A 15,799-nucleotide genomic window follows, 5' to 3' on the forward strand; every position below is an offset into this window, starting at 1 on the left:
CGCAGGCGCATCTCGAGGTTGGAGAGCTTGCCCTCGGCCCGCCGGCGCTCGAGGTGGCCCTGGGTCAGGGTGGCGATGCCGGCCGAGTCGTAGCCGCGATATTCGAGCCGGCGCAGGGCTTCCACCAGCTGCCCGGCCACGGCGTCCCGTCCGACGATGCCAACGATTCCGCACATGGGTTTTCGTGTCTTTCAAGAGTCCGGTTCGCGGCACGAGCCGGCCGCGTCATCCCGGGCTTGTACCGGATCGGGACGGGCGCGCACCAGCCACCCGGCCCGGAGGCCGGTCAGCGAGGCAGTCTGGCCCGGCAATCCTGAACACGGGCTTGCCGGCCGGGGCGCCGTCCCCGCCGGCGAGCCGCGCAGATTCCGTCGGCATGCCCCGTCGAAAAGCTTCGCCGCCGTCCGATGGCCCGTCCTACGGCGTCTCGTCCCGCGGTGTCTCGGCCCGTGCCGCCTTCTCCGCCTGCAGGGCCGCGCGCTTGCCCGGCGCCCAGCCGGGCAGGGTGCGCTGGCGGGTCCGCGAGACCGCCAGGGCGTCCTCGGGGACGTCCGCCGCGATCACCGAGCCGGCACCCACGATGGCGCCCGCCCCGACGCTGACGGGCGCCACCAGGGCGGTGTTCGAGCCGATGAAGGCGCCCGCCCCGATCCGCGTCCGGTGCTTGTTCACCCCGTCGTAGTTGCAGGTGATGGTGCCGGCCCCGAGATTGGCCCCCGCCCCGACCTCGGCGTCGCCCACGTAGGTCAGGTGGTTGGCCTTGGCGCCCGCTCCCATCCGGGCGTTCTTGACCTCGACGAAGTTGCCGATGCGCGCCCCCGTCTCCAGCACCGCGCCGGGGCGCAGGCGGGCATAGGGGCCGATCTGCACGCCGGCCGCCAGGGTGGCACCCTCCAGATGCGAGAAGCTGTGCACCACGCAGGCATCGCCCACGCGCACGCCGGGCCCGAACACCACGTGAGGTTCCACGAGAACGTCCCGCCCCAACACCGTGTCGACGCTGAAGAAAACGGTTTCGGGCGCGATCAGGGTCGCCCCTTCCACCTGGGCCGCCCGGCGCAGGCGCCCCTGGATCTCGGCCTCGGCCACCGAGAGCTGGACCCGGTCGTTGACGCCCTGCGCCTCCGCCTCCGACACCGGCACCACCGCCACGGGCAGGCCGTCCGCCACCGCGAGGGCGACGGCGTCGGGCAGGTAGTACTCGCCCGCCGCGTTGGCGTTGCCGATCCGGGTGAGGAGGGCGAGGGCACGGGCACCCGACAGGGCCATCAGCCCGGCATTGCATAGGGTGACCGCCCGCTCCTCGGCGCTCGCATCCTTCTCCTCGCGGATCGCCAGCACGCGCGCCCCGTCCGTCAGAACCCGGCCGTAGCCGGCCGGGTTCGGCGTCGTGAAGGCGAGCACCGCCACGGCCGCCCCCTCCGCCAGGGGGGCGCGCAGGCGCGCCAGGGTGGCGGCGGTGATCAGCGGCGTGTCGCCGAAGGCGATCACCACGTCGTCGTCGCCCGCCTCCAGGGCCGCGCGGGCGGCCAGCACCGCGTGCGCGGTGCCGAGGCGCTCGGCCTGGGGGTAGGTCGCGGCACCGGGGGCCAGGGCGGCGACCTCGCGGGCGACCGCCTCCTGGCCCGGCTCCACCACCACGGCGATGCGGCCGGCCCCGGCGCCCCGCGCCGCGGCGAGCACGTGCCCCAGCATGGTCCGGCCGGCGACCCGGTGCAGCACCTTCGGCAGGTCCGAGCGCATCCGCGTGCCCTTGCCGGCGGCGAGCACGATGGCGGTGAGGCTGCGCCCCGTGATCCTGGTCGTCTGGTCCGTCATCGCGCGTTCCGCCGCTGCCCAAGCCCTTGCTTCCCGCCGGCTAAAGCGCGGACGGGGCCGTTTCAAGTCCGGATCCCGCGCCGGACACGTTTCCGCGCTTCGACCGCGCCCCGAACGAACGGTCCGGAACCCTCCGGCGTTGACCGCCGTGGTCCGGGACGGCTTAAGCACCGGTTCAGGGCTCCGCGTGGTAGACCGCCCTCAAGCCCCTCGCCTTCTCCGCGCAGCCCGCGCCGACCAGACGGACCCGATGACGCCGCCGAACCCGGATTTTCCCGACGACCCGACCGCCGGCGATCCCAGCCGCCGCACCGTGCTGCGGCAGGCCGGCCTCGCCACCGTGGCCGTCGGCCTCGCCGCCCTGCCCCGCGCCGCCGCCGCCGACGAGGCCCCGGCCCTGCCCGCCGACGGTACGCCGTTCCAGCCCGGCCTCGTCACGGATCTGGCCCGGGCGCTCGCCAGGGCCCCCTACGTGGCCCCCCGCACCAACGACCTGCCCGACGCCCTCACCGGCCTCAACCGCGAGCAGTACGCCGCCATCCGCACCCGGCCCGGCAGCGCGGTCTGGGCCGACGCGGCCCTGGGCTTCACCATCGAGCCCCTGCATCGCGGCTCGGTGTTCCGCTCCCGCGTGGCGCTCGCCCTGGTGGAAGAGGGCGTCGTGCGCGCCCTGCCCTACGACCCGGCCCGGTTCGAGACGGACGGCGTCGCCCTGCCGGTCCTCAAGGACGACCCCGGCTATTCGGGGTTTCGCATCCGCGCCCGCTTCCGCGGGGGCGAGCTCAGCGACTTCGCGATGTTCCAGGGGGCGTCGTTCTTCCGGCTGCTGGCCACCGGCCAGGGCTTCGGCGTCACGGCCCGGGCGCTGACCCTGCGCCCGGCCGACGCCAAGGGCGAGGAATTCCCCGAGTTCCGCGCGATCTGGATCGAGCGGCCCGGCCCCGGCGGTCCCCTGGTCCTGCATGCCCTGGTCGATTCGCCCTCCGCCGCGGCGGCCCTGCGCATGAGCCTGCGCCCCGGCGACGCCTCCCTCTGCGACGTCGAGGGCACGGTCTTCGCCCGCGCGGCCATCGACCATCTGGGCCTGGGCGGCATGACCACGAGCTACCTGTTCGGCCCCCACGACCGGCGCGGGGCGGACGACGCCCGCGCGGGCGCCTCCGCCAGCGGCGGCCTGCAGATCCGCACGGGCGTCGGCGAGGCGATCTGGCGCCCGGTGCGCAACCCCGAGACCCTGCAGATCTCCTCCTTCGTGGACGAGAACCCGAAGGGCTTCGGCCTGATGCAGCGGGCGCGGGACTACGCCGCCTTCCAGGACGACGTGCAGCACTGGGAATGGCGGCCCTCCCTCTGGCTCGAACCCCTCGGCGCCTGGGGGCCGGGGGCGGTCACCCTTCTGGAGATCCCAAGCGATTCCGAGTTCAACGAGAACGTGCTCGCCTACTGGCGCCCGAAGGCGACCCTCGCGGCCGGGGCCGAGATGCCCTTCAGCTATCGCCAGCACTGGTGCTGGCAGCCCCCCGAGCCGCCGCGCGTCGCCCTGGTCTCGGGCACCCGCAGCGGGCGCGGCGGCGAGAATCGGCGCCTGTTCCTGGTGGACTTCACCGGCCAGGGCATCGCGGCGCCGGGCGACCTCCAGACCCAGCTCAGCGCCGCCTCCGGGGCGATCCCGTCGAGCACCCTCTACCGGTACCCCGAGCGCGACACCCTGCGGGTGGCCTTCGAGCTCGACCCGAAGGGCGAGAAGTCCTGCGAATTGCGGCTGAACCTGCAGCGCGCCGGCACGCCGCTCACCGAAACCTGGCTCTACCGTTGGACCCCGTGACCGCATCCACGCTCTCCCCCGGCGCCCCGGCCGATCCGGCGCCTCACGCCGCCCTGCCCTTCGCCCCCGCGATGCCCCCCGAGGCGCCGCTGCCGATGCCGGTGCAGGATCTCGAGCGCTGGGATCCGGCCGGCGGCCACCGGCCGGCCGCGCGCCAGGCCAAGCCCTGGCTCGCCCGCGCCTTCGTGTTCGGCGGGGCGGCGCTCCTCACGGGCTACGGCGCGATGCAGATGTACGAGGTGGTGGCGGTCTCGGGCGGCACCACGGCGCTGCAATACGTGCTCCTCGCCCTCTTCACCCTGAACTTCTCCTGGATCGCCCTGGCCTTCACCGGCGCGATCCTGGGCTTCCTCGTGCTCCTGCGCGGGCTGAGGAGCCCCGCCCTGCCGGCGCGGCTGACCACCCGCACCGCGGTGGTGATGCCGGTCTACAACGAGGCCACCGCCCGCACCTTCGCGGGCGTCGAGGCGATGCGGGCCGAGATCGACGCCACCGGCCACGGCGCGGCCTTCGACTACTTCGTCCTGTCGGATTCGACGCAAGGGGACGCCTGGATCGCCGAGGAGCGCGCCTTCCTGGAGCTGCGCGCCCGCTGGGGCGACGCGGCCCGGCTCTACTACCGGCACCGTCCGAAGAACCACCACCGCAAGGCCGGCAACATCGGCGACTTCGTCGCGCGCTGGGGCGGCGCCTACGACCACATGCTGGTGCTCGACGCCGACAGCCTGATGACCGGCCCCTGCATCGTGCATCTGGCCGCCGCCATGGAGGCCGACCCGGATGCCGGCATCATCCAGTCGCTGCCGCTCATCATCAACCGCAACACCCTGTTCGCCCGGGTCCAGCAATTCGCCGCGCGGATCTACGGGCCGGTCATCGCCACGGGCCTGTCCGTCTGGTCGGGCCGCGACGGCAATTACTGGGGCCACAACGCCATCATCCGCACCCGCGCCTTCGCGGCGGCCTGCGGCCTGCCCGACCTGAAGGGCAAGCCCCCCTTCGGCGGCCACGTGCTCAGCCACGACTTCGTGGAGGCGGCCCTGATCCGGCGGGCCGGCTGGAGCGTGACCATGCTGCCCGCCCTGCCCGGCTCCTACGAGGAGAGCCCGCCCTCGCTCATCGACGTCGCGGTGCGCGACCGGCGCTGGGCGCAGGGCAACCTCCAGCACAGCCGCATCATCGGCACGGCGGGGCTGGCGCTCGCCTCCCGCCAGCACTTCGCCACCGGCATCGCCGGCTACGTCGCCTCGCCCCTGTGGCTGGCCCAGCTCGTGGTCGGTATCGCCCTGGTGCTCCAGACCGCCTGGGTGCGGCCGGAATACTTCACCTCCGAGTTCGGGCTCTACCCGGTCTGGCCGCGCTTCGATCCCGTGCGCGCGCTCCAGCTCTTCGGCCTGACCATGGGCATCCTGCTCGCGCCGAAGTTTCTGGGACTGATCCTCGCCCTCATCGATCGCCCGGTGCGCCGGGCCTGCGGCGGCGCGATCCGCCTCGTCCTGTCGAGCCTGATCGAGATCCTGCTCTCGGCGCTCATCGCCCCCATCGCGATGCTGATCCAGTCGGGCTCGGTGTTCCAGATCCTGCTCGGGCGCGACACCGGCTGGAACCCGCAGCGGCGCGACGACGGCTCGATCCCCTGGGGCGACATCGTGCGCCGCCACCGCTGGCACATGGCGCTGGGGCTGGTCACGGGGATCGCGGCCTTCGCCATCGCCACCTCGCTGTTCCTCTGGATGTCGCCCACCATCCTGGGCCTGGTGCTGGCGATCCCGATCTCCTGGGCCAGCGGCCAACTCGGCCTCGGGCTCGCCCTGAAGCGCCTCGGCCTGCTGATGACCCCGGAGGAGCGCACCCCCCCGGCCATCGCCGCGCAGGCCGGCGCCCTCGGCCGGCGCAACGCCGAATCCGGCCGCGACGACGCGGACGCGCTCACGGCCCTCCACGCCGATCCCGGCCTCGCCGCGGCCCACGCCGCGATGCTGCCCGGGACCGCCCCGCGCCCGCGCGGGACCATCGATCCCGACCGGGCCCTGGCCCAGGCCAAGGTGGTGGAGGCGGAGACGATCGCCGAGGCCCGGGCCTGGCTCACGCCCAAGGAGCGCATGGCCCTCCTGCACGACCGCGCCCTCCTCGACCGCCTCACCCGCCTCGCGCCCTGACCCCGCGTTTTCCCATTCCCGCGCCCCGCGTTCTCCGATAGAACCGCCGGCACGGAAGGGTGGCCGAGTGGTTTAAGGCAGCGGTCTTGAAAACCGCCGTGGGGGCGACTCCACCGTGGGTTCGAATCCCACCCCTTCCGCCAGAACGGTCCTGAGCCCGCGACGGGGCTGGAAGCGTCGATGTCGAGCGAGTTGGGCGAGGCCTTCGCGACGGGCGGCTCTCCGCGGCGGGCCTCGCGACCCGCTTCGTTCGACGCGAGGCCGGACCGCTCGGTCCGCGCCGGGGTGCCCCTGAGCGTTGCGCGGTGATTCCCGGGGGCCGCAGCGGTCGGAAGGGGATCGCCTGGAAGATCGCGGACAGGGCCGACGGGGTGTGCTGGGTTCGCCGCAGATCCGGCTGTCATCTGCCCGGCGGCGCTTCGGGCTCCGCGAGCGGGAGCGTCGCCGACGCATGGAGGCCGCCGACATCCGGAAGGCTGGCGGTGGGGTTGCCCTCGCCGCGCCCGCGACGACCGGAGCCTCATGGCCTGCCGGACACGACGCGGGCGCCCCCGGATGGCGCGTCAGTGCTCGGTGCCCGGCATGTTCTGCCGCGGTGCGCCCCCGTGGTCCCGGATGATGCTGGAGCGCGCCGGGTCGTTCTTCAGGTCTGCCACCTGCTTGCGGGCCCCGAGGGCCAGGAACAGGAGGCCGCCGAGCGTTCCGAGCGCGAGGAACAGGAGCGGATAGCCAGCACTCATCTGCCGTACTCCGATTGCCCCGTTCGGAATGAAGGGGCTACATGCATAATGCTGCAATCGGCGTGTCGGTTGCGCAGTAAAATGCCGACCCGGGTCGCGCGTCGGGACATGCGGAGGCGAGGCGACGCTTGGAGCGGCGCCCTGGCGCTCTACCTAGCGCCCATGACCGAGCCACCCGACGACAAACTCGACCATTATGCGCTGGGCTTCTACGCGCCCGGCAAGGGCCTGCGCCGCGAGGACTGCCCCTATGCCGAGGGCACCGAGGCGCACGCCCGGTGGACCGCCGGTTACGATGCTGCGGTCGAGGAGCGGACGGGCGACGCACCGCCCTGAGACGCAGCCGGCCGCGACACGGCGGGCCTGGACGGCCGCACGACCCGGCCGAGGGCGCGTCCCGGCTTCCGTTCGCTCCGATGCCCGGTGGCCCTGGGCACCGCTGGTCTCGCGCCGACGGCGTGGCGGATCCGGGCACGCGGACCTGCCGAGGGCGGTGGTGCCGTCCCGTCCTCCGTCGATGGCCGGGCGCCGGCGATGGCGCGCAGACGCCGCCGCGGCAGGCCCCCGTCGTTGCGGTACGTCCGGTGATGACTTACACCGTCTCCGCGGACAATCTGGACAGTCGGGATCCCTACGCACCGGAGACGGTGAGGTCGCAGGGCCGTCTGTCCCGATGAGCCGGCTGAAGGGAGATCGCGCATTGGGACCATTCTCAAGGACAGGCCTCGCGAGCGCCTTGATCCTGGCTGTCTCGGTGCCCTCCGCGTCGGCCGTCTGCATACCCAAGCGCAGGATATCGGACGTGGCCGTGGAGGCCTTCCTGGAGCGGCCGTCCGAGCTCCTCTCGCGTCATCCGAATGACCAGCGCAGCCTTTCCGCGGAAGTCGACACGCTGGCTCTGGCGAGCCCTCAGGCCCTGTCCGCGCTCCTGCGGCTGGCCCGCACGGCCCTTCCGGACCAGCGCCAAGCGATCGGATACGGCCTCGGGCGCGTCTCCGCCTATTGCGAGTCGCGCGATGCCAGCGTCAGCCGCCGCATCACGGAAGCGGTGACCGCCCTGGGGAACAGGGACGTCGCCTTCGCCTATCGACTGGCACGGGAGGGCGTCAACGGCGAGGCCCCCAGGCTGAAGAGCGTCGATCCCAGCGCGCTCAATCCCGACATCGCGGCGGGGAGCCAGAATCCCCTCACGCGGACAACGGACGGCGCGCTTCCCGTGCGGCCCGAGACCGACAACGGAAAGGGCGGCTTCATCGGGAAGGTTCGCCCCGACACCGCCCTGGACAGACCGGATTTCAAGCTTCCCGACCCGACCGCGCGGTGAGCCGCGCGCCCGCATCGTGAGGGCCGGCCTCGCCGGTCGTCCTGCATGACCGGCGCGGTCGCTTCCTCGGCCCGCGCGGGCTTCGCCGCGACGGGTCCCCATCGGTCCTTCCCGATCCGATCGGGTGACACTCGCCTGTGACGGCGGCGCTACGACGGCTGGGCGGCCATCCCGGAAGCGGGCCGGCGTCCGAAGGCCGCGTTCCTCAGAAGCACGAGCAGGGGTTGCTCGATGAGCTTGTGGACCGCGATCGACGCGGAGATCCCGACCAGGAGAATCACCAGTCCCACGACCAGACCCATCGCGCGACCCGCCAGGATCGGGCTCTGGGCGAGCTTGATCGAGGCCGAGATGATGGGCTCGTGGATGAGGTAGAGGACGTAGGAGGCCGAGCCGAGGAGCCCGAGCGACGCCCCCACGCGCGAAGGGCCGGCCACGCGCACGGTGAGGAGGCCGATCATGACCATCGCGTAGAGCGCGAAGAACAGAAGCGCCTCGGCGGCCGCGTTCGGCAGGATGACCACGCCCGAGGCGCCGCGCAGCCAAAGAGCGACCCCGACCCCGACGGCGCCCGCGGCGCCGATGAGGCGGAACAGCATCGCCTGACCGTGACCGTATTTCCGGTAGATCCAGGCGACGAGCATTCCGATCGCAAAGCCGAAATTCTCGTGACCCAGGAATCGGGCAAGCGGCTGCATGTTCTGATAGCCGACGGGAATGAGATCGAAGATCAGGGTCGCGAGGCAGGCGACTTGCCAGAGCACAAGGGCCAATAGGCCAAGTCTGGCATGAAAGATCATCGCTGAGAAAGCGATGTAGAACACCAGTTCATGCTGCAGAGTCCAGGCGGGCTGAAGAACCCGGACGCCCTCGCGGGGGATCAGCAGCAGATCCATCACGAATTGGACGACCGTCAGGTCGCGATGGCCGTTGGCCCCCGCTCCGGCGAGCAGCGCGAGTCCAAGCGGCAGCACGCAGAGCCAATAGATCGGATAAAGCCGAATGAAGCGCTTGGTGACGAAGCTGGAAAAGCGGTCGGGCCGGCCGATGTCCTGGAGGTGGGTGTGGAGGATGATGAAGCCGCTGAGGATGAAAAAGAATTCGACGCCCGTCGCCCCGCCGAAGAACCAGCCCGAACACCACGTCCGACCGAACTTCTCGGTGATGCTCATGTCGAGGTGAAACAGAAACACGCCGAGTGCCGCGATGCCGCGGGCCCACTGGATGGAGTCGATGCTTCGTCGCGCGATCGGCGGTTCGGGACTCCGACCGGGTTCGGCGGCTCTCAGCAAAGTGCGCTTCAAGCGAATCGCTCCTCATGTCCGAAGAGCCCCAGCCTTATGCAGATCACGCCAAAATATCAAATGTAGTTCTCAAATGTTAATGAAGTGGCGATGGCCTCGCGTTGCAGCCAGGGTGCCCGGTGGCGGGTGGGCACCGGCCGGAACAGCTCTTGCCATCCGCGCACCCTTGCCCTCATATCAGAACAGAGAGTGAACGCGGCGCGAATCCGAGGGCGTCGACGAGGGAGTCCGAGCAGCATGGCCCGCTACCGCTTCCACTGCACCAACGGCCGCGAATGCGTGTTCGATGCCGTCGGGAACGACATACGGGCGCCCCATCGCCTGGTGCGCCGGGCCGAGGCGGTGGCGCGGGACGTGATGCGCAGCCTCGGCGAGGCGGGGAACTGGGCGGAGTGGCACGTGACCGTGCACGATCTGCGCGGCCGCCGCGTCCTGGTCCGGCCCTTCCTGTCGGTCGATCCGCCGGCGGCGCCCGAGCGTCCACGACGCGGACGGACCGCGCGAGGGGGCCGGCTCCGGGGCGGGGACGTCCTCGGGCAGGCCGCCTGATCGCGGCCCCCCCCGAACCCGCGCCCATGTCCCTGTCCATGCCTCCGGCCGACTCTCCGGTCATGTCACCGGCCAAGTCCCCCGCTCCCTCCGGCCGCACGCTGTTCTTCTTCGAGAAGCCGTCGGCGATGCGCCAGCTCCAGCGCTTCTTCCGCTCGCCCGGCACCGTCTGCGTCGCCGCCGAGGGACACCTGCTCACCGCGGAGGAGCCGGGCCGGATCCGGCCCGAATGGAAGTCCTGGCAATTCGAGACCCTGCCCATCGTCCTCGACACCCTTCCGGTGATCTGCGGCACCGGCCGCTCCGGCCAGTCGCATGCGGGCAAGCTCGCGGCGATCGGCCAGGCCCTGCGCGGCGTCGAGCGCGTCATCATCGCCACCGATCCGGGGCGGGAGGGCTCGATGATCGCCTGGGAGGTGCTGGAGCATCTCGGTTGGCGCGGCCGGGTCGACCGCCTGAAGCTCGGCGCCCTCGACGACGTCTCGGTCCGGCGGGCCTTCGCCACCCTGGCCCGCGAGCCGGAATCCGGCGAGCAGGACTACGCCGCCTACCTCGAGGCGCTGTGCCGGCAATACGAGGATTACCATCTCGGCCTCAACGGCACGCGCGCGATCTCCCTGCGCCTGCGCCCGCCCGCCTTCCGCGAGCCCTGGCGCTTCGGCGGGGTGCAGACGCCGACCCTCGCCATCCTGGCCGACCTGGAGGCGCGCATCCGGGCCTTCGTGCCGCGGGAATTCTTCAAGGTGGCGCTGCACGTCGAGACCGGCACGGGGGCGGCCCTGACCCTGTGGCACCTGCCGAAGGAGCGGATCTTCGAGCGCTCCGCGGCCGAGACCATCCGGACGGCGGCGGCCGCCTGGTCCGGGCCCCTGGCGGTGGTCCAGAAGGACGTGCGCCGGGCGCCGCCGCGCCTGTTCTCGAAGGACACCCTGGCCCGGCGCTGCGCCAAGCGCTTCGGCTGGGATCCGCAGCACACGGCGCGGCTCGCGCAGGATCTCTACGATCAGGGCTATCTCAGCTACCCGCGCACCGAGTCGGAAAGCCTGCCCGAGGGGCAGGCCGGGGATGCCGGCGCGGTGATGGCCGCCATCGGCTCCGTGCTGGCGGACCTCCGGCCCCTCCTCACGGCGGACGCGCCCGTCATCCGGCGCGGGGCGAGGGGGCACTACGTCAAGGACCCGGGCGAGCACCATGCCATCGTCCCCCTGCGCAAGGTGCCGGAGCGCGGGCGGCTCGAGGCGGACCTCTTCCGCCTCTGGGAGCTCGTGGCCAAGGCCTACGCCGCCGCCCACCTGCCCGACGGCATCGATGCGCGCACCGAAGTGGCGGCCGAGGTGGCGACGCCGCTCGGCGCGAAGCGCTTCGCGGTCAGCGGGCGCGTCGTGCGCGTGCCGGGCTGGCGCGCGCTCTACGGGGCGGAGGCCGACGTCGAGGCCGATCTCGTGCCCGGCAAGGCCCGGCCCGAGGACGAGGCGCGCGCCGCCCGCCTGCCCGCGGTCGACGACGGAGAGGCGGCGACGGCCGCGGGCGCCGACATCGCCGAGGCCGTGACCGAGCCGCCCCGGCGGATCACCCGGGGCGAGCTTCCCGTGGTGATGGGGCGCCTGATCGACCAGGTGGACGACCCGGCGGCGAAGCGGGCGCTGGAGAACCCGGTCAACCCGAACGAGCCGAAGGGGCTCGGCACGGCCGCGACCCGGGACAGCATCCTGCCCAAGCTCCTGAAGAGCCACTACCTCGCCCTGGGGGAGGGCAAGGATCCGGCCCTCACGGTGACCGAGGTGGGGCTCGCCTTCATCGCGGCGGTGCGGCGGGTCTTCCCGGCCTACGGCGACCCGGTGGGCCGGGCGATGTTCGAGGCGGAGCTCGCCGAGATCGGCCGGGCGCCCACGCGGGCGGAGGCCCGCGCCCGGGCCGAGGCCTTCCGGGCGCGCACGCGCGCGCGCCTCGACGGCCTGATTTCCGCCATCGCCGAGGCGGGGGTGGTCAGCCTGGATCCGAGCCTGGCGCCGCCATCGCGGGGGCAGGGACGGGGCCGCGCCGGCGGGGACCGGCCGCCGACGCCGGCCATGGCCGCCTTCGCGGTGTCGCTGGCCGCGCGCAAGGGCATCGCCCTGCCCCGCGGCTGCAAGAGCAGCCTCGCCCGCTGCCGCGCCTTCCTGGATGCCGAGGCCGGACCCGCCGCGGCGCGGGCGGGGGCGCCCGGTGGGGCGCGTCCACCGAGCGCCGCGATGCTGCGCTATGCCCGCAGTCTCGCCGCGGAGCGCGGCCTGGACTGCCCACCCGAGATCGAGACGCAGTTCGAGGCCTGCCGCAGGTTTCTCGACGCCCACGCGGCGTCGGCGCCGACGGGGCGCGCGGCGCGCCAGGCGCGGCCGGGTCCGGCCGAGCCGATGTCGGTCCCGGCGGGTACGTCGCCATCGCGGTCCGGCAAGCCGAAGTCCAGCAAGTCCCAATCGGGCAAGCCGCGCCGGAGGCCTGCCGCGGCGCGCGCCGCGTCCGGGTCGTGACGTCCGATCGCGGACCGGCTCAGGTGGCGGCCGGACGGCCGCGCAGGAGGCCGCCGAAGCTTTGGAACGGCAGCCAGAGAAGCTTCAGGAAAGCCCGGATCGTCAGGACGGCGGCGACGGTGAAGAGCGCCAGCAGCGTTTTGATCATGGGAAACTCCTTGTTCGAGGTCGCGGCCGCTGCGTGATCCAGGGCCCCGACCCGCCCCAATGGGCTCGGAGAAACGGGCGGGATTAAGGACGCGCCGCCGAATTCGCGGCCCGGCGGCGGGGCGTCCGTCCCGGCCGCGCGGAGGCGCCGGAGGGTCCTGCGCAGGCTGTGGCCGGAATGGTTAACAAAACATGGAGGCCGGAAGCCTGCGGCGGCGGTCCCGGCACGACCGTCACGCGGATCGGCTAGTCTCGGCCCGGGCCGTCCCGTCCGGCGGGCCGGATCGCGGCGGAACCGGCCGCGGCACGGCCCTGGCGAGGGCGCCGATCAACCCGATGCGGAGCGAGACGACGCCATGACGAACCCACGCTGCCTCCTCCTCGGCGCCCGCGTGCAGGAGGGGGCCGGCCGCCTCGGCTGCGACATGGGGCCGAGCGCCTACCGGGCCGCGGGCCTCGCCGAGACCCTCTCGGGCCTCGGGCTCGACATCGTCGATGCGGGCGACCTCGCGCCGCCGGCCGCGGTGGCGCGGGCCCATCCCAACGGCGCCCTGCGCCATCTGGGCGCCTTCGCGGCCTGGACCGAGGCCCTGGCCGAGGCCGCCTATGCGCACAGCGCCGAGGCGGTGCCGATCTTCCTCGGGGGCGATCACAGCCTGTCGGCCGGCACCCTGTCGGGGCTCGGGCGCCGGGCGGCGCGGGAGGGACGGCCCCTCTTCGTGCTCTGGCTGGACGCGCACGCGGATTTCCACACCCTCGACACCACCACCAGCGGCAACCTCCACGGCGTCCCCCTCGCCTACGCCACCGGCCGCCGGGGCTTCTCCGGCTACCTGCCGGCTCCCCCCGCGCCGGTCGACCCGCGCAACGTCTGCCTGATGGGTACGCGCAGCCTCGACCCGGCGGAGCGCTCGGCGGTGCTCGAGGCTGGCGTGCTGATCCACGACATGCGCAGCATCGACGAGGCCGGCGTCGTCGCGCCGCTGCGCGCCTTCCTCGGCCGGGTCGCCGCGGCCGGCGGCCGGCTCCATGTCAGCCTCGACGTGGATTTCCTGGATCCCGGCATCGCGCCGGGCGTCGGCACGACGGTGCCGGGCGGCGCGACCTTCCGCGAGGCGCACCTGATCATGGAGATGCTGCACGATTCCCGCCTCGTCGGCAGCCTCGATCTCGTCGAGCTCAACCCGTTCCTCGACGAACGCGGCCGGACGGCCCTCCTCATGGTGGACCTCGCCGCCAGCCTGATGGGTCGGACCGTGCTCGACCGGCCGACGCAGAGCTACTGATCCCGGACCTCGCTGTGTCCGGCCCGTCGAGGTCCGCCCGCGCGGCGCGCGTCCACCGGGACCCGGCCCGCGCCGTGGCGCGGACCGATCCGGGTCGTGTCGGGTGCCGCGGCCGTCTCGCGATTGCGGCGAAGGCCAGCGAGTGGGTGAGGCCTTTCGTAATCATTCGTGGCCCAGATCTTCGTGGAATGATGGATGACCACACGATGCAGGACCGGGCGCGGATCGAGGAGCAGGACCGACTGGCGGCCCTCGATCGCTACGACATTCTCGACACGCCGCAGGAGGAGGCCTTCGACCGCATCACCCGGCTGACGCGCCGGATCTTCGACATGCCGATGTCCACCATCACGCTGATCGACGGTCACCGGCAATGGTTCAAGTCCCGCTCGGGGGTGGAGGCCTGCGAGACGCCGAAGGGACCCTCCCTCTGCGACCTGGCGCGGCGCGAGGCGCGTGCCCTGGTGATCCCGGACACCTGGGCCGACGATCGCTTCGCGCAGAATCCGTTCGTGGTCGGCAGCCCGAACATCCGCTTCTACGCCGGTGTCCCGCTGCGGACGCCGGACGGGCACAGCATCGGCACCCTGTGTGCCATGGATACGCGGCCCCGGCCCTTTCCCGAGACCGCCGTCGAGTCCCTGGCCGACCTCTCGCACATCGTCATGAGCGAGCTCGCGCTGCGCCGCGTCGCCATGACCGACGGCCTGACTGGCGCCCTGTCGCGCCGCGCCTTCCGCGAGGAGTGCGGCCGAACCCTGGCCCTGGCGCTGCGGCACCGGCACGCCCTCAGCTGCATCATGCTGGACCTCGATCACTTCAAGGCCATTAACGACCGGCACGGCCACCCCGTCGGCGACCGGGTCCTGGCGGCCGTGGCCGAGGCCTGCCGCAGCGAGCTTCGGGCTTCCGACGCCTTCGGTCGGATGGGGGGCGAGGAATTCGCCGTCCTGCTGCCGTACACCGACCTGGACGCCGCGATGACCGTCGCCGGGAAGCTTCGGGCGGCGGTCGCGCGGTTGCGCATTCCGGCGCCGCTGGGCGTCCTGTCGCTCAGCGCCAGCTTCGGCGTCGCGGCGCTGGAGGCATCGGTGGGCCACCTCGACGGGCTCCTGGAGAACGCCGATGCCGCCCTCTACGCCGCCAAGGCGGAGGGCCGCGACCGCTGCGCGGCCTGGCAGCCGGCGCCGGCTCCGGAGCAGCCGATGCGCCGCCGCGTGCTGAAGGCGGGCCAGATCTCGTTCAACGGCGGTCGCTCGGTCCTCGACTGCACCGTGCGCAGCCTGTCCGAGACGGAGGCGGGGCTGAGGATCGACAGCACGGCCGGCGTGCCGGAGACCTTCAAGCTCGCCATCGGTGCCGACCGCTTCTCCCGCCTGTGCCGGGTCGTGCAGAAGAGCGAGGGCCGGCTCGACGTCGTCTTCGTCTGAGGGCCGGGCTCGCCGCCGGACGGCGCCCCGGATCCGAAGTTGTCCCTCGCGGCATGGATGGGGGCGCTGGAACCCTTGGTCACGTCCCAAAATCGAGACCCGTCGGTTTTCTGAGCCCGAACGGGCCCCCGTTCCGGCGCGGCCGGCCCGCTTGTCAGTCGGATTCGGGCCGGCGCCGGCGGGTCCAGTCCCGATCCCGGGCCGCCTGGGCCTCGCGGACCTCGCCGGACCATTGCTCCCAGGCCGGATCGGGGGGCTGCGGGCGCTTGCGCGCACGCGCCGCCGCCCGCTTCCGGCGCGCGTCCTCGGCGGCCTTCTGCCGCCGCAGTTCCTCCACGGTGACCGGCTCCGGCGCGGGCCTCGGCTCTGCCCAGGCGTAGGTGCGTTCGGCCGGCCGCCGTGGCCGGTCGCGGCCCGGGGCCGGGGGGGCCGCCTCGGAGCGCCCGGCCTCCGCCAGCGCGAGCGCCGCGGCCAGCGTGAGGCCGGCGGCCGCGGCGACCCGGGTCGCGGCCGCGCGCCCGGCCGCGCGCTCGCCCGGCGTGGCCCCGCGCTCCATCAGCGCTCGACACTTCGCGAACCGGTCGCGATCCAGGACCCGTGCAGCCATGGCCTCATCCTACGGTCAAAGCCGATGGCGCGCCTGGGGTCCACCGAGCCGTCCACAGGGCGGGGCGGGTGCGTCTCAGCACCGCGCGCCGATCCCGGCC

At 73.1% G+C, this 15,799-nt stretch carries 13 protein-coding genes and 1 tRNA gene; 9 read left to right on the forward strand and 5 right to left on the reverse strand.

Annotated features, from left to right (window positions below; all coding sequences use genetic code 11):
• Window positions 1–417: 417 nt before the first annotated feature.
• Entirely contained in the window at window positions 418–1,818 is a 1,401-nt protein-coding gene (gene glmU, locus ASF49_RS11795) for a bifunctional UDP-N-acetylglucosamine diphosphorylase/glucosamine-1-phosphate N-acetyltransferase GlmU (protein ID WP_056472810.1), read from the reverse strand.
• Between the two features lie 250 nt (window positions 1,819–2,068).
• On the opposite strand from glmU, the gene ASF49_RS11800 reads away from it, so the two are divergent.
• The 3 genes from ASF49_RS11800 to ASF49_RS11810 all read left to right on the forward strand — a co-directional run bounded on the left by ASF49_RS11800 (window position 2,069) and on the right by ASF49_RS11810 (window position 5,945).
• Window positions 2,069–3,643 carry a glucan biosynthesis protein gene (locus ASF49_RS11800; protein ID WP_082511182.1) on the forward strand — a complete coding sequence of 525 codons (1,575 nt, stop codon included), beginning with the start codon at window positions 2,069–2,071 and terminating at the stop codon, window positions 3,641–3,643.
• A 53-nt stretch (window positions 3,644–3,696) separates the two neighbouring features.
• Complete coding sequence (mdoH, locus tag ASF49_RS11805) at window positions 3,697–5,802, forward strand: glucans biosynthesis glucosyltransferase MdoH (RefSeq protein WP_272481506.1); 2,106 nt, start codon at window positions 3,697–3,699, stop codon at window positions 5,800–5,802.
• Between the two features lie 53 nt (window positions 5,803–5,855).
• A tRNA-Ser gene (locus ASF49_RS11810) sits at window positions 5,856–5,945 on the forward strand.
• 420 nt (window positions 5,946–6,365) lie between these two features.
• Here the strand turns inward: ASF49_RS11810 and ASF49_RS24195 are convergent.
• On the reverse strand, window positions 6,366–6,542 hold the full coding sequence (locus tag ASF49_RS24195; protein ID WP_200930046.1) for a hypothetical protein: 177 nt from the start codon (window positions 6,540–6,542) through the stop codon (window positions 6,366–6,368).
• Between the two features lie 108 nt (window positions 6,543–6,650).
• Between ASF49_RS24195 and ASF49_RS11815 the strand changes: the two genes are divergently transcribed.
• Complete coding sequence (locus ASF49_RS11815; protein WP_243214699.1) at window positions 6,651–6,878, forward strand: ribosome modulation factor; 228 nt, start codon at window positions 6,651–6,653, stop codon at window positions 6,876–6,878.
• A 466-nt stretch (window positions 6,879–7,344) separates the two neighbouring features.
• Window positions 7,345–7,866, forward strand: coding sequence for a hypothetical protein (locus ASF49_RS11820; RefSeq protein ID WP_056472817.1), 522 nt, complete (start codon window positions 7,345–7,347; stop codon window positions 7,864–7,866).
• 149 nt (window positions 7,867–8,015) lie between these two features.
• Here the strand turns inward: ASF49_RS11820 and ASF49_RS11825 are convergent, their stop codons facing one another.
• A complete protein-coding gene (locus ASF49_RS11825; RefSeq protein ID WP_335338463.1) occupies window positions 8,016–9,170 on the reverse strand; it encodes an acyltransferase family protein in 1,155 nt (384 codons plus the stop codon).
• Window positions 9,171–9,407: 237 nt separating this feature from the next.
• Between ASF49_RS11825 and ASF49_RS11830 the strand changes: the two genes are divergently transcribed.
• Together ASF49_RS11830 and ASF49_RS11835 are read left to right on the forward strand one after the other, a co-directional pair.
• Window positions 9,408–9,719 (forward strand): DUF6894 family protein, encoded by a 312-nt coding sequence (locus tag ASF49_RS11830; protein WP_431739905.1) that lies wholly within the window; start codon window positions 9,408–9,410, stop codon window positions 9,717–9,719.
• 62 nt (window positions 9,720–9,781) lie between these two features.
• On the forward strand, window positions 9,782–12,229 hold the full coding sequence (locus ASF49_RS11835) for a type IA DNA topoisomerase (RefSeq protein ID WP_200930047.1): 2,448 nt from the start codon (window positions 9,782–9,784) through the stop codon (window positions 12,227–12,229).
• A 19-nt stretch (window positions 12,230–12,248) separates the two neighbouring features.
• Here ASF49_RS11835 and ASF49_RS24725 read toward each other — a convergent pair whose 3' ends face one another.
• A complete protein-coding gene (locus ASF49_RS24725; protein ID WP_272481505.1) occupies window positions 12,249–12,377 on the reverse strand; it encodes a hypothetical protein in 129 nt (42 codons plus the stop codon).
• Window positions 12,378–12,732: 355 nt separating this feature from the next.
• On the opposite strand from ASF49_RS24725, the gene rocF reads away from it, so the two are divergent.
• Window positions 12,733–13,662: an arginase gene (gene rocF, locus ASF49_RS11845; RefSeq protein ID WP_056472828.1), complete on the forward strand. Its 930-nt coding sequence runs from the start codon at window positions 12,733–12,735 to the stop codon at window positions 13,660–13,662.
• A 188-nt stretch (window positions 13,663–13,850) separates the two neighbouring features.
• On the forward strand, window positions 13,851–15,092 hold the full coding sequence (locus tag ASF49_RS11850) for a sensor domain-containing diguanylate cyclase (RefSeq protein ID WP_243214697.1): 1,242 nt from the start codon (window positions 13,851–13,853) through the stop codon (window positions 15,090–15,092).
• 154 nt (window positions 15,093–15,246) lie between these two features.
• On the opposite strand, the gene ASF49_RS11855 is transcribed toward ASF49_RS11850, so the two are convergent.
• Window positions 15,247–15,699 carry a hypothetical protein gene (locus ASF49_RS11855; RefSeq protein ID WP_056472830.1) on the reverse strand — a complete coding sequence of 151 codons (453 nt, stop codon included), beginning with the start codon at window positions 15,697–15,699 and terminating at the stop codon, window positions 15,247–15,249.
• Window positions 15,700–15,799 lie beyond the last annotated feature (100 nt).

This window comes from Methylobacterium sp. Leaf104 (assembly GCF_001422885.1).
Lineage (GTDB): Bacteria > Pseudomonadota > Alphaproteobacteria > Rhizobiales > Beijerinckiaceae > Methylobacterium.